At 69.0% G+C, this 24,242-nt stretch carries 16 protein-coding genes; 10 read left to right on the forward strand and 6 right to left on the reverse strand.

Going from position 1 to position 24,242, the window contains the following annotated elements:
* Positions 1-2: 2 nt before the first annotated feature.
* Complete coding sequence (locus QJ852_05050) at positions 3-1,610, reverse strand: NAD(P)/FAD-dependent oxidoreductase (GenBank protein WGX97805.1); 1,608 nt, start codon at positions 1,608-1,610, stop codon at positions 3-5.
* Positions 1,611-1,773: 163 nt separating this feature from the next.
* Here QJ852_05050 and QJ852_05055 point away from each other — a divergent pair, with 163 nt between their 5' ends.
* From QJ852_05055 to QJ852_05085, 7 genes are all read left to right on the forward strand, one after another.
* Positions 1,774-3,327 (forward strand): tannase/feruloyl esterase family alpha/beta hydrolase, encoded by a 1,554-nt coding sequence (locus QJ852_05055; GenBank protein ID WGX97806.1) that lies wholly within the window; start codon positions 1,774-1,776, stop codon positions 3,325-3,327.
* A gap of 287 nt (positions 3,328-3,614) precedes the next feature.
* Entirely contained in the window at positions 3,615-5,627 is a 2,013-nt protein-coding gene (locus QJ852_05060) for a S9 family peptidase (GenBank protein WGX97807.1), read from the forward strand.
* A 1-nt stretch (position 5,628) separates the two neighbouring features.
* Positions 5,629-7,206, forward strand: a complete 1,578-nt coding sequence (locus QJ852_05065) for an ABC transporter substrate-binding protein (protein WGX97808.1) — start codon at positions 5,629-5,631, stop codon at positions 7,204-7,206.
* On the forward strand, positions 7,203-8,156 hold the full coding sequence (locus tag QJ852_05070; protein WGX97809.1) for an ABC transporter permease: 954 nt from the start codon (positions 7,203-7,205) through the stop codon (positions 8,154-8,156). The genes QJ852_05065 and QJ852_05070 overlap by 4 nt, the downstream gene beginning before the upstream one ends.
* 101 nt (positions 8,157-8,257) lie before the next feature.
* On the forward strand, positions 8,258-9,022 hold the full coding sequence (locus QJ852_05075) for an ABC transporter permease (GenBank protein WGX97810.1): 765 nt from the start codon (positions 8,258-8,260) through the stop codon (positions 9,020-9,022).
* Between the two features lie 13 nt (positions 9,023-9,035).
* Complete coding sequence (locus QJ852_05080; GenBank protein WGX97811.1) at positions 9,036-10,703, forward strand: ABC transporter ATP-binding protein; 1,668 nt, start codon at positions 9,036-9,038, stop codon at positions 10,701-10,703.
* A 106-nt stretch (positions 10,704-10,809) separates the two neighbouring features.
* Entirely contained in the window at positions 10,810-12,561 is a 1,752-nt protein-coding gene (locus QJ852_05085) for a CocE/NonD family hydrolase (protein ID WGX97812.1), read from the forward strand.
* A 107-nt stretch (positions 12,562-12,668) separates the two neighbouring features.
* Here the strand turns inward: QJ852_05085 and QJ852_05090 are convergent, their stop codons facing one another.
* Positions 12,669-14,474 (reverse strand): alpha/beta fold hydrolase, encoded by a 1,806-nt coding sequence (locus QJ852_05090; protein WGX97813.1) that lies wholly within the window; start codon positions 14,472-14,474, stop codon positions 12,669-12,671.
* Between the two features lie 399 nt (positions 14,475-14,873).
* Positions 14,874-16,808 carry a prolyl oligopeptidase family serine peptidase gene (locus tag QJ852_05095; protein WGX97814.1) on the reverse strand — a complete coding sequence of 645 codons (1,935 nt, stop codon included), beginning with the start codon at positions 16,806-16,808 and terminating at the stop codon, positions 14,874-14,876.
* A 177-nt stretch (positions 16,809-16,985) separates the two neighbouring features.
* Here QJ852_05095 and QJ852_05100 point away from each other — a divergent pair, with 177 nt between their 5' ends.
* The 3 genes from QJ852_05100 to QJ852_05110 all read left to right on the forward strand — a co-directional run bounded on the left by QJ852_05100 (position 16,986) and on the right by QJ852_05110 (position 20,045).
* Positions 16,986-18,200 (forward strand): helix-turn-helix domain-containing protein, encoded by a 1,215-nt coding sequence (locus QJ852_05100; protein WGX97815.1) that lies wholly within the window; start codon positions 16,986-16,988, stop codon positions 18,198-18,200.
* Positions 18,201-18,421: 221 nt separating this feature from the next.
* The gene (locus QJ852_05105; protein ID WGX97816.1) at positions 18,422-19,705 is read left to right on the forward strand and encodes an FAD-dependent oxidoreductase; all 1,284 of its coding nucleotides are present in this window, start codon (positions 18,422-18,424) and stop codon (positions 19,703-19,705) included.
* 28 nt (positions 19,706-19,733) lie between these two features.
* Complete coding sequence (locus tag QJ852_05110) at positions 19,734-20,045, forward strand: hypothetical protein (GenBank protein ID WGX97817.1); 312 nt, start codon at positions 19,734-19,736, stop codon at positions 20,043-20,045.
* Between the two features lie 8 nt (positions 20,046-20,053).
* Here the strand turns inward: QJ852_05110 and QJ852_05115 are convergent, their stop codons facing one another.
* The 3 genes from QJ852_05115 to QJ852_05125 form a co-directional block, all read right to left on the reverse strand.
* On the reverse strand, positions 20,054-20,815 hold the full coding sequence (locus QJ852_05115; protein ID WGX97818.1) for an FCD domain-containing protein: 762 nt from the start codon (positions 20,813-20,815) through the stop codon (positions 20,054-20,056).
* An 89-nt stretch (positions 20,816-20,904) separates the two neighbouring features.
* Positions 20,905-22,494, reverse strand: coding sequence for a fatty acyl-CoA synthetase (locus QJ852_05120; protein ID WGX97819.1), 1,590 nt, complete (start codon positions 22,492-22,494; stop codon positions 20,905-20,907).
* A 46-nt stretch (positions 22,495-22,540) separates the two neighbouring features.
* A complete protein-coding gene (locus QJ852_05125; GenBank protein WGX97820.1) occupies positions 22,541-24,238 on the reverse strand; it encodes an alkaline phosphatase D family protein in 1,698 nt (565 codons plus the stop codon).
* Positions 24,239-24,242: the final 4 nt, after the last annotated feature.

The following is a 24,242-nucleotide window of genomic DNA, read 5'->3' on the forward strand; positions in this document are numbered from 1 at the left end:
GCTCAGTCGAGGGTGAAGCCGGCGTAGTGGTCGGCGGCGACCTGGTCGCAGATGTCGCGGTAGTGCCCGACCCCGCCGAGGTACAGCGCGAACACCCGGGGCTTGCCCGGCACGTTGGCGCCGAGGTACCAGGAGTTGCCCTTCATGAACAGCGTCGGGGCGGCGACGTCGTAGACCTCCTGGGTCCAGCGGTCCTGCGCCTCGACGCTCACCTCGGCGGTCGTGATGCCGTTCTTGTACTGGTACTGGATGAAGTCGGTGATCCACTCGACGTGCTGCTCGATGGAGATCAGCACGTTGCTGATCACCGAGGGGCTGCCCGCGCCGGCGACCACGTAGAGGTTGGGGAACCCGTGGGTGCCGATGCCGAGGTACGTGCGGGGACCGGCGGCCCACGCCTCGGGCAGCGTGGCGCCGTCGACGCCGCGGATGTCGATCGCGAACAGCGGGCCGGTGAGCGCGTCGAAGCCGGTGGCGAGCACGAGGACGTCGAGCTCGTGGCGGGCTCCGCTCCCGAGCACGATCTCGTTGCCCTCGACCCGGACGATCGGATCGGCGGCGACGTCGACGAGCGCGACGTTGTCGCGGTTGAAGGTCGTGTAGTAGTCGATCTCCAGGACCAGCCGCTTGGAGCCGAAGGGGTAGCCCCGAGGACACAGCCGCTCGGCGGTCTCGGGGTCCTCGACGATCTCGCGGATGCGCTGGCGGACGAACTCCCCGGCCTTCTCCGCGGCCGTCTCGTCGGTGCGGAAGTCGCGGTACGCCGCGAGGATGTCGGGTCCGCCCTTCTCCCAGTGGCGGTGGAAGGTCTCCTCCAGGGCGGCGGGGTCGACGTCGAGGGCCGACTCGGTGCCGATGTGGCGGTGGGTGCCTCCGGGGTGGTGCCGTGCGATCTCGCGGTACTCCTGGAAGCGCGCCTTCAGGTCGGCGACGTACGCCGGGTCGAGGTCGTGGTTGCGCGCCGGGATGGCGTAGTGCGCGGTCCGCTGGAAGACCGAGAGGTGGGCGGCCTGCTTCGCGACCTGGGGCACGGTCTGCACGCCCGAGGAGCCGGTGCCGATCACCCCGACCCGCTTGCCGGACAGCTCGACCCCCTCGCGCGGCCAGTCGCCGGTGTGGGCGAGGACGCCGGTGAAGTCGGCGATCCCCTCGATGGCCGGCAGCTGCGGCTTCGAGAGCTGGCCGCTGGCCATGATCACGTGGCGCGCGACGAGGCGGTCCCCGCGGTCCGTGGCGACGCGCCACAGCGCGGCGGAGGCGTCCCAGTGCAGCTCGCTCACCCGGGTGTCGAAGGTGATGCCCGAGCGGAGGTCGAGTCGCTCGGCGACGAAGTTGATGTAGCGCAGGATCTCCGGCTGGGCCGGGTAGCGCTCGGTCCAGGTCCACTCCTGCACGATGCTGTCGTCGAAGGAGTAGCAGTAGTCGACGCTCTCGATGTCGCACCGGGCGCCGGGGTAGCGGTTGCGGTACCAGACGCCGCCGAGGTCGTCGTCGGCCTCGATGACGTGCACCGAGCGGCCCAGGGTGCGGAGGCGGTGGAGGCTGTAGAGGCCGGAGAAGCCGGCGCCGACGACCAGGACGTCGAGCTCGGCGGGGGGTGTGGCACGCAAGGCTGGGTCCTCTCCCTAATCAATGCTCATGAATATTAGCATTGTGGTGAGTGGGGTCACAAGGCCGGGTCGCCGGGGTGGCCGATGTGACGCAGGTTACCTTCGATCCCGAATTATGGTAGTAACCATCGTCATGATTAGCACATCATGGCGTGGCCGCCGTGTGGCCGCCTTCCTCCTCGCCGCCACCGCACTGGTGTCGGTGCCTCTCGGTGCCGGCGCGGAGCCCGGCTCAGCGCAGCGCGCGCCGGGCTCCTGCACGCCGGACGCGCTCGCCGGCCTCGAGGTGGTCGGGGCCGAGGTGAGCGCGGTCGACGCCGTCGCCCACGACGGCGGCACGACCCGGCTCACCGTGCCGCTCGGCTCGGCGATGCCCGCGCTGCCGCTGTGCGAGGTGCAGGTGACCCTCACCCACGGGGTCGAGGGCGGGCTGGGGCCCGACGAGGCGCGGGTCTGGCTCTGGCTCCCCGACGAGTGGAACGGCCGGCTCCAAGCCGTCGGTGGCGGCGGCACCCGGGCGACCAACGGCCCGGCCGCGATGGCGCCGGCGCTCGCCGACGGCTACGCGGTGGTCGCGAGCGACTCGGGCGTGCCCGAGGCGCGCCAGCCCAACATCTTCCTGACCGCCGAGCAGGACTTCGACTGGCAGCTCTTCGAGAACTGGACCTACCGGGGCGTTCGCGACATGACCGTCCTCGCCCAGGCGGCGGTCGAGGCGCACTACGGCGCGCCGGCGGCGTACTCCTACTGGAACGGCTGCTCCAACGGCGGGCGTCAGGGCATGGCGATGGCCCAGCGCTTCCCCGAGCTGTACGACGGCGTCCTCGCCGCCGCTCCGGCGCTGTACGGTGCCGACCGGCTCAACATGACGATGTCCTGGCCGGCCGTCGTGCAGAACGAGAGGCTGGGCGGCTTCCTGCCCACCTGCAAGCTCGCCGCGATGCGCGACGCGGTCCTCGCGGCGTGCGACGGCGACGACGGCGTCGCGGACGGCCTGGTCGGCCGCCCCGAGCTCTGCGACTACCGCGCGGCACTCGCGTCGGTGGTCGGGACGAAGCTCCCGTGCGGCAAGGTGAAGAAGCGCGACGCCGCCATCGCCGTGGAGATCTTCCGCGGCCCGCGCGAGGCCGACGGGCGGGCGGTCTGGTACGGCCACACGCCGGGCATCGACCTGACCGGCGGCGTCGTCCGGGTGCCGCCCAGCTTCGCGCTGCAGAACTTCGCGTACGCCGACCTCACGCACGACTGGCGCGAGGTCAGCACGCGCGATCTGGTCACCACCGTGCGCGCCCGCCTGCAGGGGCGCCTTGAGCTGCTCGCGACCGCCGACCCGGCGCTCGACACCTTCGCCGCGTCCGGTGGCAAGCTGCTGATGTGGCACGGTCTGGCCGACGGGCTCTTCCCGGCCGACCAGTCGATCCACTACTACGACGAGGTGCGGACCCTGTCCGGGGACGCGACCGACGACTTCCTGCGGCTGTTCCTCGCCCCCGGTGTCGACCACTGCCGTGGCGGTGCGGGGCCGCAGCCCGTCGACCCGTTCGACGCCCTGGTGCGCTGGGTGGAGGAGGGCGTCGCCCCGACCGTGCTCCCGGCGAGCGGTCCGGCGCCCGACGGCGGGACGCGGGACCGTGGGCTGTGCCCCTATCCGCAGGTGCAGGTCTACCGGGGCGGTGACCCGGACCTCGCCGCGTCGTTCGCCTGCGCGGACGCCTGAGCCGGCCGCCGTCCGGGACCGGCATCCGGTCCCGGACGGCGCAGCCGCACATCGCCGCATCCGGACCGAACGTCGCTCGCGGTGGTTCCTTTCGCTGCTGGCTGGCAAGCCCGTCAACATGCCCGCCCGGGCGGTGGATGCAACGCGCCTGCCAGCCGTTGACGTCTCCGACATCTGTCGTTGCACCGGATCACTGCCCTCGACGGCTGTCAGTTGTCCCGGCCCGGTGCCGCCTTGGAGAGTTTGTTGCGTGGGTCACCCTGCACGAACTAGTGAAAGGAACCTGGATGTCGCTTCCAGATCCGACCGCCCAGGACATTCGCGGCACCGAGGACTTCGCCCGAGTCGAGCACTTCTTCGAGTCGGTGCACGCTCCGGCATTCGGTGAGATCAGCAACGCCGACTCGCCGTCGGCATCCCCGGACGGGGAGGCGATCGCGTTCGCCGGGGAGGTGCTCACGGCGCTCGAGGGGCGCACGCGGACCCGGCTGTGCGTCGCAGACGCCGATGGAGCGCGGTTGCTCACCGACGACGACGCCGACGAGAGACACCCCCGGTTCTCCCCGGACGGGCGAGTGATCGCCTTCACCTCGGACCGCGCCGTCGCGGGCGTGCAGCAGCTGGAGCTCCTCGATGTGGCGAGCGGGAAGCTGCGGCGGACGCCGCCTGTCGACGGCACGGTGGAGTACCTGCACTGGTCTCCGCGGGGTGATCGGATCCTGCTCGGCGTCGCCGGCCTGGGCGCCGACATGTCCGGAGGTGAGGGCTCGGGTGGCATCGCCCAGGGCGCGGCCGCTCCGGAGGCGGATGCGGACTGGCTGCCGCACGTCGATGCCGGGGCAGCCGACGACCAGTGGCGCAGCGCCTGGGTCTACGACGTCGAGCAGGCCAGTGTCGAGCGGGTATCGCCGGAGCGCCTCAACGTGTGGGAGGCGGTCTGGTGCGGACCGGACGCCCTTCTCGTCGTCGTCAGCCCCACGCCCGACGAAGGTGCCTGGTACACGGCTGATCTCCAGCGCCTCGACCTGTCCACCGGCCGTCTGGAGAAGCTCTACAGCACCGACCGTCAGCTGGGATGGCCCGCGGCGAGCCCATCGGGCGACCGGGTCGGCGTCGTCCGCGCCGTCTGCTCCGACCGGTGGGTGGTCGCCGGCGACGTCGTGCTCCTCGGCGAGGACGGCCCCTCCTCGGTGGACACGCTCGGCGTGGATGTCACCCACCTCCAGTGGCTCGACGACCTCCGCCTCGCCTTCGCGGGCGTACGGGGCTTGGACTCGGTCGTCGGAGTGCATGACACCGCAAGCGGACGGACGGCCGAACTGTGGTCGAGCAACACGACCATCGGCTCGAGATACCCGTCGGCGTCCTTCCGCGAAGACGGGTCGGCGGCGGTCGTCCACCACAGCTACGACATCTATCCCGAGCTGGCCTGGCTGCGTGATGGGAAGACGCAGGTGGTCGCGAGTCTGCGCCATCGGGGAGCCGATCGCCGCGTCGAGGTCGCCGGGTCCGCCGAGCCCGTCACCTGGCTGGCCGGCGACGGGTGGGAGATCCAGGGCATCCTCTGCACGCCCGACGGTCCAGGTCCCCACCCGCTCCTGGTGAACATCCATGGCGGCCCCGTGTGGGCCTACCGCAACAGCTGGGCCATCGGCGGCGCGCTCACGCCGCTCCTCGTGAGCCGTGGGTACGCGGTGCTTCATCCGAACCCGCGGGGCAGTGGTGGTCGTGGCCAGGAGTTCGCCGAAGCGGTCTTCGGGGACATGGGCGGGGCGGACACCAACGACTTCCTCAGCGGGATCGACCACCTGGTCGATCGTGGGCTGGTCGATCCCGAGCGCGTCGGTGTCTTCGGCGGCAGCTACGGCGGCTTCATGTCCTCGTGGCTCGTCACGCAGGCCCCGGCGCGGTTCGCGGCAGCGGTGCCGGTCGCGCCGGTCACCAACTGGTACTCCCAGCACCACACATCCAACATCCCGTACTTCGACCAGATCTTCCTCAACGCCGACCCGCACGCGGCCGGTGGCCTCTACCACGACCGGAGCCCCGTGATGTTCGCCGACGGAGTCCGGGCCCCGGTTCTACAGATCACCGGGCTCGAAGACCGATGCACGCCGCCGACACAGGCGACGGAGTTCCACAACGCCCTGCTGAGCGCCGGTGTGACCTCGGTCTGTGTCTCGTACCCAGGAGAAGGCCACGGGATCAGGGCGTTTCCTGCCGTCATCGACTTCAGCACTCGAGTCGTCGACTGGTTCGAGCGTCATATGCCCGCCCAGACCTCTCCCGAGGAGGGATGAGATGTACCGCCGCATCCTGATGGTGCTCGTTATCGGCGTCGGACTCGGCCTCACCGCGTGTGGCTCGGAGGGTGGCGCGTCCTCCCGAGACTCCACTCTCAGGTGGGCGATATCGAGCGCCCCCCGCAGCCTCGACACCGCTCACGCGTTCGACGGCACCTCGGTGACCGTGATCAACGAACTGCTGGAGCCGCTGGTCGTCGTCGACCCCCAAGGGCAACTCGAACCCAAGCTCGCATCGTCCTGGCGCCAGACCGACGCGGTGACGTACGTCTACACGCTCCGTGACGACGTGACCTTCTGGGACGGCTCGCCCCTCACCGCCGAGGACGTCGTCTTCTCGATCGAGCGCCACCTCGACCCTGCCGTGGCGTCTGAGTACGGGACCTATGTGAAGGACATCGCATCGGTCACCGCGACGGGCGCGCTGGAAGTGACCTTCACGCTGAAGACGGCGGTGCCGGAGTTCAAGTACCTGGTCGCTCTCTTCTCGCACACCGTCAAGAAGAGCTTCGCCGAGGAGCACGCCGAGAATCTCGGCGACAGCAAGACGCTCACCATGGGGACCGGGCCCTACCAGGCGACCACGTTCTCTGCTGACGGCGTTGAAGTGACGCGCAATGAGGAGTACTGGGGCGAGTCCCCGACCTGGGAGGCGATCAGATTCGACGTCATCCCGGACGCGGATACGCTCCATCTGGCCGTCGACGGCGGCGAGGTCGATGGCACGTTCAACGTTCCTCTGACCTCCTCCCGCAACTGGGACACGCTCAGCGACACCTCGGTTCAGTACGTCGACGCCCCCATCTCGACGGTTCTGTCGATGGACACCACCGCCCCGCCGTGGAACGACGTGCACCTCAGACGAGCCGTGGCTCATGCGATCGACCGTGAGTCGATCGTCGCGTCGGTGTTCGGCGGGCACGGCAGGGTCTCGCAGTCGATCGTCGATCCGTCCCTGTGGAGCTTCCTCGGACCCGACGTGGAGGACTTCGACACGACGTTCAGCGACGTGAGGGCCTACGAGTACGACCTGGACAAGGCACGGGCGGAGCTGGCCCAGTCGGCGCATCCGGACGGAATCTCGTTCACCGTGACGTATCCCTCCGGACGGGCGAGTATCGGCAAGCCGTTGCAGGTCATGGCCGCGAGTCTCAAGGAGGTGGGCATCACGCTCACCCCGAAGGAAGTCCCCGCCAGCGAGTGGATCGGCTACATCTACGCCCACAAGGACCTCGGCGCGCAGATCCTCGGCGTCGCGGCCGACTATCCCGATCCCGGAGTCGCACGCCTGCTGCTCGGCAAGGAGAACGCGGTCCCCAATGCGTTCAATGTCGCGAACTTCACCTCTCCGGAGCTCGAGGACCTGCTGGAGCAGGAGAGAAGCGCGGACACGGGCACCCGGGTCGAAGCGATCCATCAGATCGCCAAGATCGCAGCGGAAGAGGTGCCCTACGTGCCGCTCTTCTTCCTCGACTCCACGCTCGCGCTGGGCAAGGACCTGCAGTATGCGGGGGACTTCAGCTACTGGACGCCGCTGCTCGACGAATGGGCCGATCGTGTCCAGGTGAGGAAGTGAGGTTCGCTGTCTGGCTGAGCGGCCGGCTCGCCGGGATCGCGTTGACCCTGCTGATCGTCTCCGTCCTGGTGTTCGGCATCCTCTATGTGACACCAGGCAGCGCGGAGCAGGTGCTGTTGGGGACGCGGCCGAGCTCGCCGGAGACGCTGGCGGCGATCAGGGAGCGCTATCACCTCGACGAATCGGTGGGATCGCAGTACGTCCACTGGTTGTCGAGCGCGGTCCGGCTGGATCTGGGCGAGTCGGTCCGCTCCGGCCAGGACATCTCGACGATGCTGTCCGAGCGGATGCCCGTCACGTTGTTCCTCGCGGCCTACGCTGCTCTGATCGCTGTCGTCATCGGTATCCCCGCCGGCTTGGTTGCGGGAATCCGGTCGGGAACCCTGACCGACCGGGCGATCACGGTGGCGACGACCATCTGCGTCAGTGCTCCGTCGTTCGTCGTGGGCTTCCTGTTGCTGTACGTCTTCGGGGTGGCACTCGACTGGTTCCCCAACTACGGCACGGGGGGCGGTCTCGTGGATCGCGCCTGGCATCTCACGCTTCCCGCGGTCGCCCTGGCGCTGGCACCGATGGCGATCTTGGCGCGGCAGACCAGGGCTTCCGCCTTGAAGGTCTACCACCAGGACTTCACGACCTTCGCTCGCGCTCGGGGTCTGCCGCGTCGCGTGGTGCTAGGACGGTACGCCTTGCGCAACAGTTCGCTGCCCGTCGTCACCACGGCCGGGTTGGTCGTGGGCTACTTCCTCACGGGAACCGTGTTGGTCGAGCAGGTCTTCGCCGTCCCGGGGATAGGCACGCTGATGATCGAGTCCGTGTCGACCAAGGATGTCCTCGTCGTGCAGATGCTGGCCTTGGTGATCGCGCTGTTCATGCTGTCGGCCAACCTCCTGGCGGATCTCGGCCATCTTGCGCTCGACCCGCGTGTTCGCAAGGGCGTGCTCGGATGATGCCCCCCGAGGCTCGTGAGCATGACGCCTCCGCCGTTGGGGCGCGGCGCGCCCGATGGGGCTTCTTGGTGCCCGTGTGCGTGGCGGTGACAGGCGTCGTCGTGATCCTCGCGGTGCTCGGTGGTTGGCTGGCGCCGCAGGACCCCGACCACCAGAACCTGCTGTCACCCGCTGCGGGACCCTCGTCCGAGCACTGGCTGGGAACCGACGATCTCGGTCGAGACATCTTCTCGCGGATCCTGACGGGCACACGCAGTGCCGTGGTCGGCCCGATCGTCGCAGCGATCGGCGTCACGGTCATCGGATTGCTGCTCGGCCTGCTGGCCGGCTTCCACGGCGGACGGCTCGAGGTCGTGATCATGCGCATCGTCGACCTCGTCTATGCCATGCCGGCCCTCCTGGTCATCATCGTCTTGATCGGTCTGTTCAGCGGCGGCTACTGGGTTGCGGTCGGCGTGCTCGTCCTCTTGGCGACGCCCGGGACGACTCGGATCCTGCGTGCGGCCGTGCTCGCCCAACGCGGTCTGCCGTACGTCGAAGCAGCGCGGACCGTGGGAGTCGGCAATCGTCGGCTGATCTTCGTCCATGTGGCACCCAATGTCCTGCCCACGGTGGTCACGAGCTTCCTGTTGGAGTTCGTCGGCGCGTTGGTCGCGTTGTCCGCCCTGTCGTTCCTCGGCCTCGGTGTGCCGCCGGGTTCAGCCGACTGGGGTCGCATGCTCGCCGAGAATCGCGGTCTCCTCGAGCTGAACCCGTGGGCGGTGCTGGCACCGGCGCTGATGCTGATGGTCACAGCGACCGCGGTGACGGTGCTCGGGGACTGGCTCTACGAGCGATTCGAGAAGGCGCGGACCTCCAGTGATTGAGAGTGCAGAGAACATGCCCGACGTGGACCCGAGGCAGCCAGCGGACCGACTCCTCGACGTCGAAGGACTGACCGTCACCCAGGTCGGTTCCGGCCGGCGCCTCGTCGACGGCATCGGATTCCATGTCGAGCGGGGCGAGAGCGTCGCGCTCGTCGGAGAGTCTGGCAGTGGAAAGTCCTTGACCGCCCGCGCGCTCATGGCTCTCCTCCCGCGTGGGCTCGCTGCGAGTGGGCGAGTTCGCTTCGATGGCAACGAGGTGTCGGCACACGGCGAGCGACAGATGATGAGTCTGCGGGGCCAGCATCTGGGACTGCTGATGCAGGACCCCTTCACCATGCTGAACCCGCTCACGACGGCGGGGACGCACCTTGCGGAGACCCTGCGCTCGACGACCGAGGGGGCGAGGCTCGATCGGTCGGCCCTGGACGCCGACATCGCCCGCCGCCTCGAGGAGGTGGGCGTCGTCGACCCAGCGGTGCCCGACAAGTACCCGTTCGAGCTCTCCGGCGGAATGCGTCAGCGCATCGCCCTCGCGACCGCGCTCGCCAAGGATCCCGAGCTCTTGATCGCCGACGAGCCGACGACGGCCCTGGACACCACGACCCAACGCGAGGTGCTGCGGCTGCTGCGCCGCGTCCAGCGCGAGCGGGAGATGGGGTTGCTGCTGATCACGCACGATCTCGCGGTCGCGTTCTCGCTCTGTGAGCGGATCATGGTGATGAAGGCGGGAAGGATCGTCGAGGTGGCCGATCCGGCCACCCTGCGGTCCTCGGCGCGGGACCCGTACACCGCGAGGCTCCTGGCAGCGGACCTCTCGTTCGGCGACGCACGACGCGAGCCGGCCGCTCGGTCCGTCGATGCGCCACCGCTGCTCGAGGTCACGAACCTGAGCAAGGACTTCCCTCGGCCGCGTCGAATGCGCAGAGCCGCCGTCCAGGGTGCCTCGGCGCTGGCGGACGTGAGCATCACGCTCACCGAAGGGCGCAGTCTGGGCCTGGTCGGAGAGTCCGGCTCCGGGAAGTCGACCCTGGCTCGCTGCATCCTCGGACTGGAGACCCCCACGTCGGGTTCCATCCGCCTCGATGGCCTGGAGCTCGGCCACTATGGCTCGCTGGCCAAGGCCGAGCTGCGACAGGCTCGCGGCGCCGTGCAATGCGTGTTCCAGGACCCCTACTCGACGCTGAACCCGGCTCACTCGATCTCCTTCATCCTGACGGAGGCGATCAGACACCGCGAGACAGGTGCGCTGAGTCGCGAGGAGGAGGAACAGGAGGTCCGCGAGCTCCTCGATCAGGTCGGCCTGCCGGCCTCGTTCGCAGGGCGGCGGCCGGTCGCGCTGTCCGGAGGCCAGCGTCAGCGGGTGGCGATCGCGCGTTCCCTGGCGATGAAGCCGCGTCTGTTGATCTGCGACGAGGCGCTCTCCGCGCTCGACGTATCCGTGCGGGCCCAGGTGCTGGACGTGCTCGAAGCCGTGCAGGCCCGGGGCGTGACGCTCCTGTTCATCACCCACGACCTCGCCGTCGCCCGCAAGGTGACCGACGACCTGGTGGTCCTCTATCGCGGCAAGGTGGTCGAGGCGGGGACCACGGCCGAGGTGCTGGACAACGCGCAGCACGACCACACGCGGAGCCTGCTGGCCGCTGTGCCGACCGGAGAGCCGGCATGGCTGGGCGGCCGGTGACACGGTCTGACCTCTCCCCGCTCCATCTCGCTCTCGGGAATATGGCTGGAAGGAACCTCTTCGCTATGCGCACATCGACGTCACCCCACGTCCTTCGGAGCTGTTCGTGACCGGCGCGGCAGCGGAATTCCCCGTGGGCAGGCGAGCTGCTTCGCGCAGAGATCCGAGCCCTGTCGGCGAGCCCATCGTCGAGCAGAACCACCGGGTGCCCATGCGTGATGGAGTCGAGCTTGCCCTCGATCTGGTCCGCCCGGACATCAAGGGCCCGCTGCCGGTGATCCTGACCCGCACTCCCTACGACAAGACGATGATGCGAACCGCGAGCATGGCGCAATGTCGGCGACTGGCCCAGGCGGGCTACATCGTTGCCTTCAGCGATTGCCGTGGCCGGTTCAACTCGGACGGTGAGTTCTTTCCCTACGTCAACGAGCACGACGACGGGTTCGACACCATCGAGTGGATCGCACAGCAGGACTGGTGCGACGGAAACGTCGGCATGTTGGGTGGGTCCTACAACGGGCAGGTCCAGTGGCAGGCCGCATCGCGAGTCCCGCCTCATCTGAAGGCCATCGTCCCCCTGGTCTCCCCGCCGAGCTCGCTGTGGCGCAACGAGCCGATCTTCAACGGCACCCTGAGGATGTGCATGGGGGAGTGGATGGTCGGCATGGGCCATCGGTCGTGGCACGACACCAGCTTCGCGAAGGAGCTGTTCAGTGCGCAGCGAGACTATTTCGAAGCGCTTCCCGTCTCCTCTCTGGGGTCGCGGGCCGGGGTGAACAACTCGTGGTGGCGGGAGATGCTGGAGCATCCCACGCTCGACGACTTCTGGAAGCGCGGACAGTACGACCACTACCGGGCGATGAAGGTAGCCGCCTTGAATGTCACCGGATGGTGGGACATGAACTTCCCGGGTGCGCCGCTCAACTTCGAGGCCATGCGACGTGACGCCGCAACGGCGGAGATCCGGGCGGGGCAGAAGCTCGTCATCGGTCCGTGGCCGCACCACATCAATCAGACGCGAGTGCTGTCGGGGGTCGACTTCGGCGAAGACGCCGTGGTGGACCTGGACGGCTACATCATCAGGTTCTTCGATCGCTACCTGAAAGGCGTCGAGAACTCGATCGACGACGAGTTGCCCGTGCACGTGTTCGTCGTCGGCGCGAACGAATGGTGGGCAGAAGAGGACTGGCCGCTGCCGGACACGGAGGAGATCGCGTACTACCTCCACTCGGGCGGTCGGGCCAACACGCTCAACGGAGACGGATGGCTGTCGACGGAGCCGCCTTCGTCGGCCGAGCCGGCCGACGAGTACATCTACGATCCTACCGACCCGGTCCGCGTGACGTGGCAGCTCGAGGAGGGCCCGGTCGACGACCGCGCGTCCACGACTCGCGACGGCGTGCTGTGTTACACGACCGAGCCTCTCGCCGAGCCGCTCGACGTCGTCGGTTGGGTGCGGTGTCACCTGGTGGCGAGCTCGTCGGCGCCGGACACCGACTGGCATGTACGCCTCGTGGACGTCCATCCCGACGGCAGCGCCCGCTTCCTGTGCCACGGGGCGCTGCGTGCCCGCTTCCGTGAGTCGTTCGAAGAGCCGACCTTGCTCACGCCGGGCGAGCCGACGACGTTCGAGTTCACGATGGATGCGGTCGGCGTGCGCTTCCTGCCCGGTCACAGGATCCGGATCGAGGTGGGTAGCTCATGGTTCACCCAGTACGACCGCAACATGAACGGCGGGGCGGTGAACCCGTTCCAGGAGAGCGAGCCGCGCACGGCGGTCCAGCGGATCTATCACCAGCCACAGCTCGCCTCGCACGTCGTGTTGCCGGTGATCCAGCGCCGGCAGCGACGGCAGTGACGCGACGTCGGTCTGCGCGCTGAACGCCGCTGCGCACACCAGAGGCCAGGGCGGCCCCCAACCGGGGCCGCCCTGGCCTCTTTCTCGACGAGCGGAGTGGTTGCCGGTCAGTCCCCCAGGCCCAGCGCTCGCAACGCGGCAGGGCCGAGACGACGACCGAGAGGGCCGCTGAACCACGCGTCGGCCTGGGACTCGGCCACGGCAGCAATGTGCCGGTCGTTCGTCCACGGCGTCACCCGGAGCTTCCTCCTCCTGTCCGAAGCCACCGGCAGTGGCGGAGTGACGGGCCTGCCGTGCCTGGCATTGGGCTTGAGTCGTGCCCAGTGCTCGTAGGTGACGTCTTCGTGGGGGAGCGGACGTCCTTGCACGATGGTGATCCTCCGGGGGCGCCTGCTCGTCGTGAAGAACGAGAGGACGGCATCGTCGAGCTTCGGCACGCCGTAGGGGAAGAGCGCATGGCTTCCCTCGTTGTCGACGGCGATCAACGACGTGTTGGGAAGCCGCGTGCCGGCCCGGTACCCGCCCTCCCAGGGTGTGGCGGAGTCGAGCTCACTCTGCACCACGACGGTCTCGGGATAGTCCCGTGGCGCGGCTGGCTTCCGCACGTCGGTCTCCCACCACCCACAGGCAGGCGCGCCCAGCGCGCCGATGGCGGCGAGGAACGGGGCCTTCGCTGTCATCTTTCGCTCGTGGTTCTGCCAGTACCGGAGACCTTGGGTCCACTGACCGTCGTTGCACAGGATGTAGTCGTAGACGAGGGTGTTGGTCTCGGTGACGGGACCCGTGGGTGTCCGTCCGTCGACCTTCTTCGGCAGTAGGCGTGCTGTGGAGACGCTTCGGCGGCGTTGCTCGGGCACGGTCGTGGTGCTGGCAAGGTGCATCAAGGAGGCCCGAGCTCGCTCGACCCCGTGCAGTCCCGCCAGGTGGTTCGATTCGGCCATCGCGATCACCGACCGCACGCTTGCGGCCGCATGGGGATAGTAGGCGTTGACATAGAACGCCAGGAACCCGGAGGCGTTGGACAACGTCCACTGCACTCCGGACGCGATCAACCCGATCTTGGCGACCGCGTGTTCGTAGCGCTGCAGGATCGCGTCGGAGTCCGTGCCGAGACCGTAGGTGTCGTCGTGGCGAGCGATCCACGGGATGATGCGCGCCTCGAACTGACGCTGGAACGCGATCGGCTGAAGCACGGTCCAGTTGTCCTCGAGGCTCGACCTGGTGGCGTCGATCGCGGAGTCGAGCAGGAACTTGCCGCCATGGGCGGGTCCGAACACTCGCGCGTACCAGTCCCCGAGCCAGGTGCCGTACGAGTAGCCGATGTAGTCGAGCTTGGGTACTCCGAGCAGATGCCGGATGAAGTCCATGTCGTAGGCGGTCTGCTCGGTGGTGATGGTCCGTACGTCGGGGTCCTGAGAGCAGGTCTCGCCCCTCGCCTGGGCCGCGGCGTGGGGGCCGTCGGCCGGATCGTAGGTGTAGGTGCACGGCACGGCGCTGCTCTGGCCCACTCCGCGAGGGTCGAAGCCGACGAAGTTGTGGCTTCCCCGCAACTGGGGACTTCGCGTGGCAAGGACCGTGCTCATGTCGAGTCCAGGGACGGTCGGCCCACCGGGATTGCCGAAGATCGTTCCCCGATATGCGGGGTCATCGATGTCGACGGTGCTGAGCTGGGAGACCGCGATGCTCCAGGTCAGGCCGTTGTCCGGGTCATGCCAGTCACGCGGCACCACCACCGTCGTACAGTCCGCGCTGGCGTCGAAAGCGCACGGGGACCACTCGAGCTGTTGGTCGGCGAGTGCCCCGGCGAGCGCGGCAGTATCGGGAACGACGGTCTTCGGCCTCGCGGGACGTGGCTGCTCGGCCTGGCTTCCCGCGACGGGCAGGCCGGCGACGATGACTGCGGCTGCACTCACCGATGCCGCTCCGCGAACAACATGGCGGCATCGCCGCCTACGACGAGTTCTCGGTTTCACCTTGTTCCTCCTCGAGATGCGCTCCTCGCGCTCGGCGGGAGCAGATCGGGCTGGGCGATGATGCGCCCCGCATGCCCGGCCCAGGCCGCTCGCGACGGCCTGCCGCCGGCACCGGGGATCTGATGCCGCGGCCGGACCAGGAGTGAGCCTCCTCTCGTTCGCGTGGCCCGCGGCGAACTCAGCAGACCACGCCGTGCGGGACTCGCGCGCCGTGCATTTGTCGCAATCCGGAGTCGCGGATTACGACAGTGCGTTCCTGGCGGATGCTGTCCGTGGGGGAGGGGTCAGGTCGCCCGATCGTCGACCACGAGCACGGTCGTGGTCGGTGCCGATGAGTCTTCAACCTCGCGCGGGCTGCAGGCCGATATAGCGGGACAGCCAGGTGAGGAGGTGCGTCAGGAAGTCCGTGGAGTCCGGGAACCCGGAGACGCCGTGGCCCTGTCGTGGATACAGGACGAGCTCGGTGGGCACGCCCCTCCGGCGAAGTGCTTGGTGGAACATCACGGCCTGATCCGGCGGCGTGGTCCTGTCGAGCAGCCCGGCCGTCAACAGCGTCGGTGTCGTGGCGCCGTTGATGTGCGTCAATGGACTACGACTCCAGTACTCGCCGCCGGGGGCGGCGACAGCGTCCTGAAGGAAGAGCTCGTCGAACTCGGGGATGTTCGATGTGTAGTGCTGACTGACGCAGTCGACCACCGGCGAGGTCGGAATGGCCGCGGCGAACCTCGTGGACCTGGCAGCCAGCCAGGCGGACATCAGACCGCCGTAGCTGTTGCCGGTGACCGCCATGCGCGTGCCGTCGACGAGGCCTTCCTCGATGAGGCGATCGACACCGCTCATGAGGTCCTCGACGTCGAGGCCCACCATGTCGCCACGCACGCGGTCGATGAAGTCCTGACCGCGGCCGAGACTGCCCCGAGGGTTCACATGGAGGCTGGCGACTCCGAGCTCGGCCAGCAAGCCGGTGTACGGGTGACGCGTTCCGTGAGCCATCCCCCAGCGGTTGCGCCAGGCTGAGACCGGCCCGCCATGAACGTTGAGCAGGAGAGGGAAGGGGCCCTCCCCGGCAGGGAGGACGAGTATCCCCTCGATCGTCAGACCGTCCGGAGCCGGCCAGGAGAGGTTCCGCAGCCGTTGTCCGGCGGCGAGGTGGGCGTCTGCTCCGGGATGGCTCAGGTCGTAGACGGTGTGCACTCGGTCAGCCTGGATCCGCACCAGCCTGGGGTACCGGTGGAAGGACTCCGCGATCCCATAGATCCGGCCGTCGACGTCGACGCTGCCCTCAGGCGTCCACCCCGTGAGCGTCTCCGATCCGGACCAGAGGGGGCTGCACCTGCCGGTGGCGGCGTCGATCGTGCCCCCGACCGTGGTCAGTCCGCGCAGACCTACATAGCCCACCGCATCGCCCGCGCTACTCAGGCATGAGACGTCGACGTTCTCGGTGTCGAGTCGCGCACTCTCCCCCCATGGGTCCACGCGGATCACGTCGCCAGCAACCACGCCGCGGTCACTGCTGATGCTCTCGATGACCAGGAGGTGGCCGTCGACGCTGACGGGGCATGAGAGCTGCCGTCGGTCGACAGGCCGGTACCTCGCCTGGATGTCGCCGTTGTCGGTATCGATCACGGCGAGGTACGCGTCGTACCACGCCCCCTCGCCGGGACGGTCGGAGATCACCGCGACGACGCTGTCGTCGTCGATCCAGCTGGCCTCCCAGATGGTCCGGCCCTGGCCGTCCAGCGTCCGATACCGCCCTGTGGCCGTGTCGATGAGGACCAGTTCACGTGGTCGCTGGGCGCTGCCGAGGAAGGCCAGCGGGGCGGTGTCGGCGTAGCCGGTGGCGGTGGCGAGGTCGTAGTGATCTTCCTGTGCGGGCGCGACGACGGCGAGGAGGTGCCGGCCCGACCGCGCACCTGCCACGTTCTCGACCCGCCCGGGCAGTGACACTCGATGGGTTTGCCGGCCCTTCTCATCGCAGATCACGACCGAGGTGCCGGAACCCACGGCCAAGAAGTGACCCGCCCATGCGACGGATTGCGGCTCGAGGTCTACCAACCTCATGTCACCGCGGGACACGTCGATGAGGCAGAGGGCCGATCGGGCGGGCTCGGCAATGCCCGTCAGGATCGTCCCGATGCCCGCGACGGTCGCTCCGTCCGGGCTGACCCGAACGGAGCCGAGCCTGCTGACATGGCCGTAGGCGGGTGACTCGGTGCGATGAAGCCACTCCTCGACCAGTTCGCGGCAGGCATCGTAGTTCAGGACAGGCGGCATGGTCCCGACCGTAGAGAGAGGCGTGCGCGGCCGCCAGCCACACCTGACGTAGCCTCCCGTCGCCCGCCTCTACAACTGTCGAACCGGCTCAGGTGCTGTGCTCGGCTTGGGCCGGGGCATCGGCAGAAGGTGGCAAGCAGCCCGGTCCGAAGCGCCCCGTGAGAGTACGGTGCTCGCGTGGACTCCGAGCTCCAACAGATCGTCGACAGTCTGGGCCGTCGGCTTCGCCGTTCGGTGGCGATCGATGATCGAAACATCAGACTCCTGGCCTACACATCGCACCGGGCCGATGTCGATGACGCACGAACGGAATCGGTGATGCGGCGCGCCGTTCCGCAAGCCCTGGTGCGCCATGTCCACAGTGCTGGAGCGCACGAGGCCCAGGGATTCTTCACCGTTCCGTCGCTGCCCGAGCATGGCTTGTCGGTCGAGCGCATCGGGCTGCCTATCCGGCATGACCACGCGTTGCTCGGATTCCTCTGGCTCCTGGCATCGGATGGTCCCGTGACCGCGCAGGAGGCCGAGGCGGTCGAACAGGCTGCCCGTGCGGCCGCGCAGGTTCTCCATCGTGAGCAGTTCCTCGGCGAGTTGAGTCGGGGGCGCGAGCGGGAGCTGGTGCGTGACCTGCTCTCGCAGGAGCCCCGACTGCGTGGTGAGGCCTCGGACCGTCTCATCGACGAGGAACTCGTGGTGATCGGTCCCGTGGTGGTGCTCGTCGTCTCCGTGGGGCACCAGGACGGCGAGCCGCTCAGTGAACGAGACCGGCTTGCGGTGACGGTCGGATTGCTGCGTGGTCGCCAGCGGCTGCCTCCACGCACGGCCATCCAGCTGACGCGTCCCGACCATGGCATCTTGGTCATGATCCGTACCGGTGCCAGGCGGGAGGTGGACGCGGTCGCGGAGACCATCCATCGGGAGGTCTGTGTCGAGAGCGGCCGGGCGGCCGGAGAGTGGCAGGTGGGAATCGGCGGTGAACGCAGCGGGCTCCTGGACGCCCGTGCATCGTTCTCGGAGGCGAAGCGGGCCGCCGAGGTCGCCGGAGTGGTGAGGATCCTCGGGCCGATCGTGCGGTACTCCGGCCTCGGCGTCTACGGCCTGCTCGCCGAGCTGCCCCAGGACAGGCTGAGCCGCAGCATCCACCCCGGTGTGCTGAGGCTGATCGAGCACGACGCCGCCTCAGCCGACGACTCGCTGGTCAGCACCCTGGAGGCCTTCCTCGACAATGCGGGGAACGTGAAGCAGACCGCCGCGCAACTGTGCATCCATCGCGCCAGCGTCTATTACCGCCTCGAGCGGATCGCGAAGCTGGCCGACGTCGACCTGTCCAAAGGAGACGACCGGTTGGCTCTCCACATCGGTCTCAAGGTCTCCCAGCTGATCGGGCTGCGCTAGTGCCGCGTCTCAGAAGTTCTTGAACGCTTCGCGCCCAGTGCACGCACCCTGAGCACGCCGACCGACCAACAACTTCTGAGACACGACACGAGGAAGACCGTTGCTCGCCGCCGACTCGGCTGCTGTCGTGACAGAGGGCGAAGAGTCTGAACAGTCGTCGGTCCCGTCACGCCGGTGCGCCTGTCTAGCGTGACGGGTGTGACCGTAAAGAAGCTGCAACCATGAGCACAGGGCGGGACGTCATCGTCATCGGTGCGGGCGTGATCGGCTGTTCGATCGCCTACTCCTTCGCCAGGGCCGGCCGCGAGGTTCTCGTCATCGATCGAGCCAAAGGCCCTGGAATGGGATCCACGAGCGCGTCGTCGGCGGTGGTGCGCTTCAACTACTCGACGCACACCGGGGTGGCGGCTGCCTGGGAGTCCAGACAGGCTTGGTCGATGTGGGAGGACCACCTCGGTGGCACCGATGACGGCGCCCTTGCTCGGTTCCACCTGACCGGCGGATTGGTTCTGGACACGCCCGAGATCGACGCGGCGACGACGTGTCGTCTGTTCGAGCAGGTCGGCGTCCCCTTCGAGCGGTGGACGGCAGGTGACATCCGAGACCGCATCCCGGGACTCGACCCGGCCCGGTACTTCCCTCCGAAGCCAGTCTCGAGTGACGAGTTCTGGTCACCCGCTGACGGCGAGCTCGGCGGCATCTGGACGCCCGACTCCGGATTCGTCGACGACCCGTCGTTCGCTGCCCACAACCTCATGGTGGCCGCGCGGCGGCACGGTGCCGAGTTCGAGTTCGGCAACCCGGTGGTGGCGATCGAGAAGCGTGGTCAGCGTGCTGTGGCTGTGCGGACTCCCTCGGGACGGTACTCGTGTGACGTGCTGATCAATGTCGCCGGGCCGCATTCGACGGTGATCAACGACATGGCCGGTGTCACCGAGGAGTTCCGGATCCGCACGCGTCCCCTTCGTCAGGAGGTCCACGAACTCCCAGGCGATGGCCATGACTATCCACTCGTCGCCGACCTGGACCTCGGTACCTACTTCCGGCGCACCCCTGCCGGCAACGTGTTGGTGGGCGGGGCGGAGCCGGCGTGCGATCCCCTGCACTGGCTCGAGGACCCGGACGAGTTCAAGACCACTCCGAGCCACGAGGTCTACGAGGCGCAGGCCTATCGCGCCGCCCGCCGCCTGCCCGAGCTGGTGGTCCCCTCCGCGCCGCGAGGGGTCGTCGGCGTCTACGACGTCAGCAGCGACTGGGTGCCGATCTATGACAAGACCAGCCTCGGCGGCTACTTCGTCGCGATCGGCACGAGCGGCAACCAGTTCAAGAACGCTCCTGTCGTCGGTGAGTTCCTCCACGCGATCGTCACGGCCACCGAGGCCGGCATCGACCACGATCAGAACCCCGTCGAATACAAGCTCACGAGAACCGGCGTGCCTGTCGACCTGGGCGACTACTCCCGCCTGAGAGATCCTGCCCGGACGGCGGGCAACGTCATGGGATGACCTCCCGCCGGCGAGCTCGGGAAGGGACGTGGACGACGCCGAGTGCGACGCATCCTCGACCGCTGTCCTGCGCGGAATCGCAGGCCCGACGATGACGGAGGAGCGTTCATTCTGTCTCACCGTCGTGCTGGCCGGCGCTGACGAAGCCGCAGTGCTGTCGGTCGTCGCGATGCTCCACCGCCGGGCCGTCCCCCTCGACGAGTTGACGATGACCCGCCCCTGCGCCGGACGGAGAGTCGTGACGGCCATGATCGCTACGACACCTGCACGCGCACACCTGGTCGCGATGTCGCTGCGGAGCCTCGTGGACGTCGTCTCGGTCGAGCTGTGCCAACGATGAGTGCAGGCTCAGCCGCGGTTCTGCCAGACCACGACCTCGTCGAGCAGGGCGGGATGCTGCTTGGCGACGTACTTGACGTAGGCGGTCATGTGCGTCGTCATCAGGCTCTCGGCGCGCGCGCCGTCGCCGGCCAGGATCGCCTCGGCGATGTCGACGTGGGCCGCGTGGACGTCGTGCTGCCGGGTCTTGGGGAAGAGCACCGAGCGCACTCGGTCGCGGAAGATCTCGGCGAGCGACTGGCACACCAGGCTGACGAGGGTGTTCTCACCCATGGCGATGACCGAGGCGTGGAAGTCCGCGGTGATGTGGAGGTAGGTCTCGGTGTCCGGGGCGTCCGGGCCCGCCGCCGCGAGGTCGACGAGCTCGCGGGCCGCGTCGGAGCCCTTCTGCCGCTCCGCGGCGAGTCGCGCCGCCATCGGCTCGAGGATCAGCCGCGCCTCGTTGACCTCGCGGTAGGTCACCTCGGCGAACTGGAAGAAGAGCGAGGCGACCCGGCCGAAGTCCTCGGGGTGCACGCTCTGCACGACCGGCCCGCCTCCCGGGCCCGGCTTGAGGGCGATCAGCCCGCAGGTCTCGAGCACCCGCAGCGCCTCGCGCAGGGTGCCCCGGCCGACGCTGTACTCCTCCAGCATGTCGGCCTCCTTGGGCAGCTGGTCGCCCGCGCCCAGGCCGCGCCGCTTGATGTCGCGGAGGACCGACTGCGCCACGTTGTTGGCGAGCTTGTCCTTGCGGGTGCTGCGTCGGGTCGGTGCTCCGGCCGTCGTGCTCATCACAGGTCCTCCATGCGCATCATGATGAGGACATGATGGCCGCTCCCGCCCCCGATCGGGCGGAGGCGTGGCCGGTGGGGGCGGCTCCCTCAGCCCTCCTCGGCGGCCGCCAGGTCCGCGTGCGCCTCACGGAGCTGCCGCTTGAGGATCTTCCCGCTCGGGTTCTTGGGCAGCGCCTCGGCGAGCACGACGTACTTCGGCGCCTTGTAGCCCGCCAGCTTCGTCCGCGCGTGGGCGAGCACGTCCTCGGGTGTGAGCGCCGCGCCCGCTCGGGGGACGACGACCGCGGCCACGGCCTCCACCCAGCGCGGGTGGCTGACGCCGAAGACCGCGACCTCGGCGACGTCCGGATGCGCGTAGATCGCCTCTTCGACCTCGCGGCTGGCCACATTCTCGCCGCCGGTCTTGATCATGTCCTTCTTGCGGTCCACCACGTAGAGGTGGCCGGTGTCGTCGAGATAGCCGAGGTCGCCGGAGTGGAACCAGCCGCCACGGAAGGCCTCCGCCGTCTTCTCCGGGTCCTTGTAGTAGCCGAGCGTGGCGTGCGGGCTGCGGTGGACGATCTCGCCGACGGTGCCGGCGGGGACCGGCCGGTCCTCGTCGTCGACGATCCGGGTCTCGACGTTGAGTGACGGGCGCCCGGCCGACCCGGCGTAGGGCAGCTGCTCGTCGGGGCCGAGGATGGTGGCGAGCGGGGCCATCTCGGTCTGGCCGTAGAAGTTCCACAGTGCGACGCCGGGCAGGCGCTCACGCAGCTCGCGCAGCACCTCCACCGGCATGGGGGAGGCGCCGTAGTAGCCCTTGCGCAGGCTCGACAGGTCGGTGGCGTCGAAGTCCGGGTGGCGCAGCAGCCCGATCCACACCGTCGGCGGCGCGAAGAACTTCGTGACCCGGTGCTCGGCGATGCTCCGCAGCACGGTGGCCGGGTCGGGGCCGGGCAGGAGGATGCTCGTCGCCCCGAGGTAGACGTCGGTGCCGAGGAAGCAGTCCAGCTGCGCGCAGTGGTAGAGCGGCAGCGTGTGCAACTCGACGTCGTCGGCGCTCATCGAACCGTCGATGGCGCACGAGACGTACTGCCACAGCAGGGACCGGCTGCTCAGCAGCGCTCCCTTCGGCCGGGACTCGGTCCCCGAGGTGAACATCATCCGGACCGGATCGTCGTCGGCCATCGGTACGACGACCGACGGTCCGTCGTGCTCCAGCCAGCCGGTCAGGTCCTCCCAGCCGTCCGGCACCGGTCCGGAGGCGGCGAGCCGGATCACCCGGCGGACCCGCACCTGGGGGTCGGCGGCCGCGGCGAGGGCGGCGTCGGCGGTCGCTACCAGCGCCTCCTCGGCGACGAACCCGGTCGCGCCGCTGTGGTCGAGGATGAAGGCGATCTCATCGGCGCCGAGCATGAAGTTGATCGGCACCAGGACCACGCCGGCCCGGGCGGCGGCGAAGTCCAGCACCGCGAACTGCCAGCAGTTGTGCGCCAGCAGCGCGAGGCGATCGCCCTTGCCGAGACCGGCAGCGGCGATCGCGGCCGCGGTCCGCTCGACGTACCCCTCCAGCTCCGCGAAGGTCAGCCGCTGCTCGCCGTCGACGAGTGCGAGCTTGTCGGGGACGCGCTGGGCGGTACGGCGCGGGAGGTCGCCGAGGGTGTGCTGACGGGCCGAGGAGACGTCGCTGTCGCTCATGGCCCGAGGCTAGGAGATGCGAGGTTGGGCCCGCGTTGGACGGCCCTCAGGCAAGTGGTTGCGTCGCCGCGGTGATCCGCCGGGTCCCGGCCTTGGTCTGGCGCGAGGCCACCCGGCGGATCGCGCTGTTCGGGTCGGTGCCCTTGTCGACGAGGTACCAGTCGGCCTGCACGCGCGCGCTGGAGAAGTCGACGATCATGCAGCCGGTCTTGAAGCCCTCCGACCAGCGGATCCACGGGTTGGCGAGCGCGGCATTGGTGTTCAGGACGGCGTCGAGGAGGTTGCCGACGCCCGGCGCCACCTGGTTGACCATGGTCTGCAGCGACGGCGAGGCCACGCCCGGGGTGACGTACTCGACCGCGACCGACCTGCGGTCGAGCAGGTACCGGTTGGGACGCGCGGGGATCTCGCTGGCGAAGCTCTGGTGGACGTCGCCGGTGAGGATCACGACGTCGTCGATGCCGGCCATGCCGTCGACGATGCGCTGACGCTGGGCGAGGAAGCCGTTCCAGTCCTCGACGTAGAGCTGGAGCAGCGGCTTCTCCAGCTGCTGGGACAGCTTCGGGCCGAGCAGGTCGGTGATCTGGCCGGGGAGCTGGGGGAGCAGGACCTGCGGGAAGAAGGGGACCTGGTTGCCCAGCACCTTCCATCGGGCAGTGCTCGCGGCGAGGCCCTGGACCAGCCAGTGCTCCTGGTCGTCTCCGATCATCGACGCGTCGGGATCGGCGGAGGGCGCGCCGAGGGCGACGTACCCGAGCAGCATGCTCTTCGGCGGCTGCGTCCGGAACCGGCGCTCGTCGAGCATCCACAGGTCGACCTGGTCGCCGAAGACGAGACGGCGGTTGATCCGCTGCCAGTCGTCGGGGTCGGTGTGCCGGATCGGCAACCACTCCAGGAACGCCCGCCGCCCCGCGGTGGCGCGGGTGGCCCAGTCGCCCTCGGCGGCCGGGTCGTGGTTCTCGGCGCCGCCCTGCCAGGTGTCGTTGGCGATCTCGTGGTCGTCCCAGACGGCGACCATCGGGTGCGCGGCGTGCAGGTCCTGGAGGTGCTGCTCGAGCTTGTAGCAGCCGTGCCGCACCCGGTAGTCCGCGAGCGTCGTGCACTCGTGGAGCGGATCGGCGTTGCGCGGGTTCTTGGGGTAGCCGGCGATCACCCCACCGGGGGCGTACTCGTAGACGTAGTCGCCGAGGTGCAGGATCGCGTGCAGGTCGGTGCGGGTGGCGAGGAACTCGTAGGGCTGGAAGTAGCCCCAGTCGTAGTTGGCGCACGACACGACGCCGAAGCGCACCGGCGCCGAGGACCCGGCGGCGGGCGCGGTCCGGGTGCGGCCGGTGCGGGACGTCGCCCCGAGCGCCGTGAATCGGTACCAGTACGCCGTCGCGGGGGCCAGGCCGCCGACGTCGACGTGCAGCGTGTGGTCCCGCGCGGCCGAGGCGGTCGCGGTGCCCTGCTGGACGACGTGGGCGAACCCGGGGTCGCTCGCGACCTCCCAGGCGACGGTGACGTCGGGGCCCATGCCGGAGCCCGGGGCGGCCTCCACGGACGGCGTGACCCGGGTCCACAGGACGACGCCGCCGGGCAGCGGGTCGCCGGACGCGACACCGTGGACGAAAGGCGCCGACGCGGCGACCGCCTCGGGCCACGAGGCGAGCGCCAGGGCGGCGCCGCCGCCGAGTGCGCCGGCCATGACCGAGCGGCGGGACAGGCCACGGGGCCTGCTGACGGGAAGGGACGGGTCGGACACGGGG

The organism is Nocardioides sp. L-11A (assembly GCA_029961745.1).
Lineage (GTDB): Bacteria > Actinomycetota > Actinomycetes > Propionibacteriales > Nocardioidaceae > Nocardioides.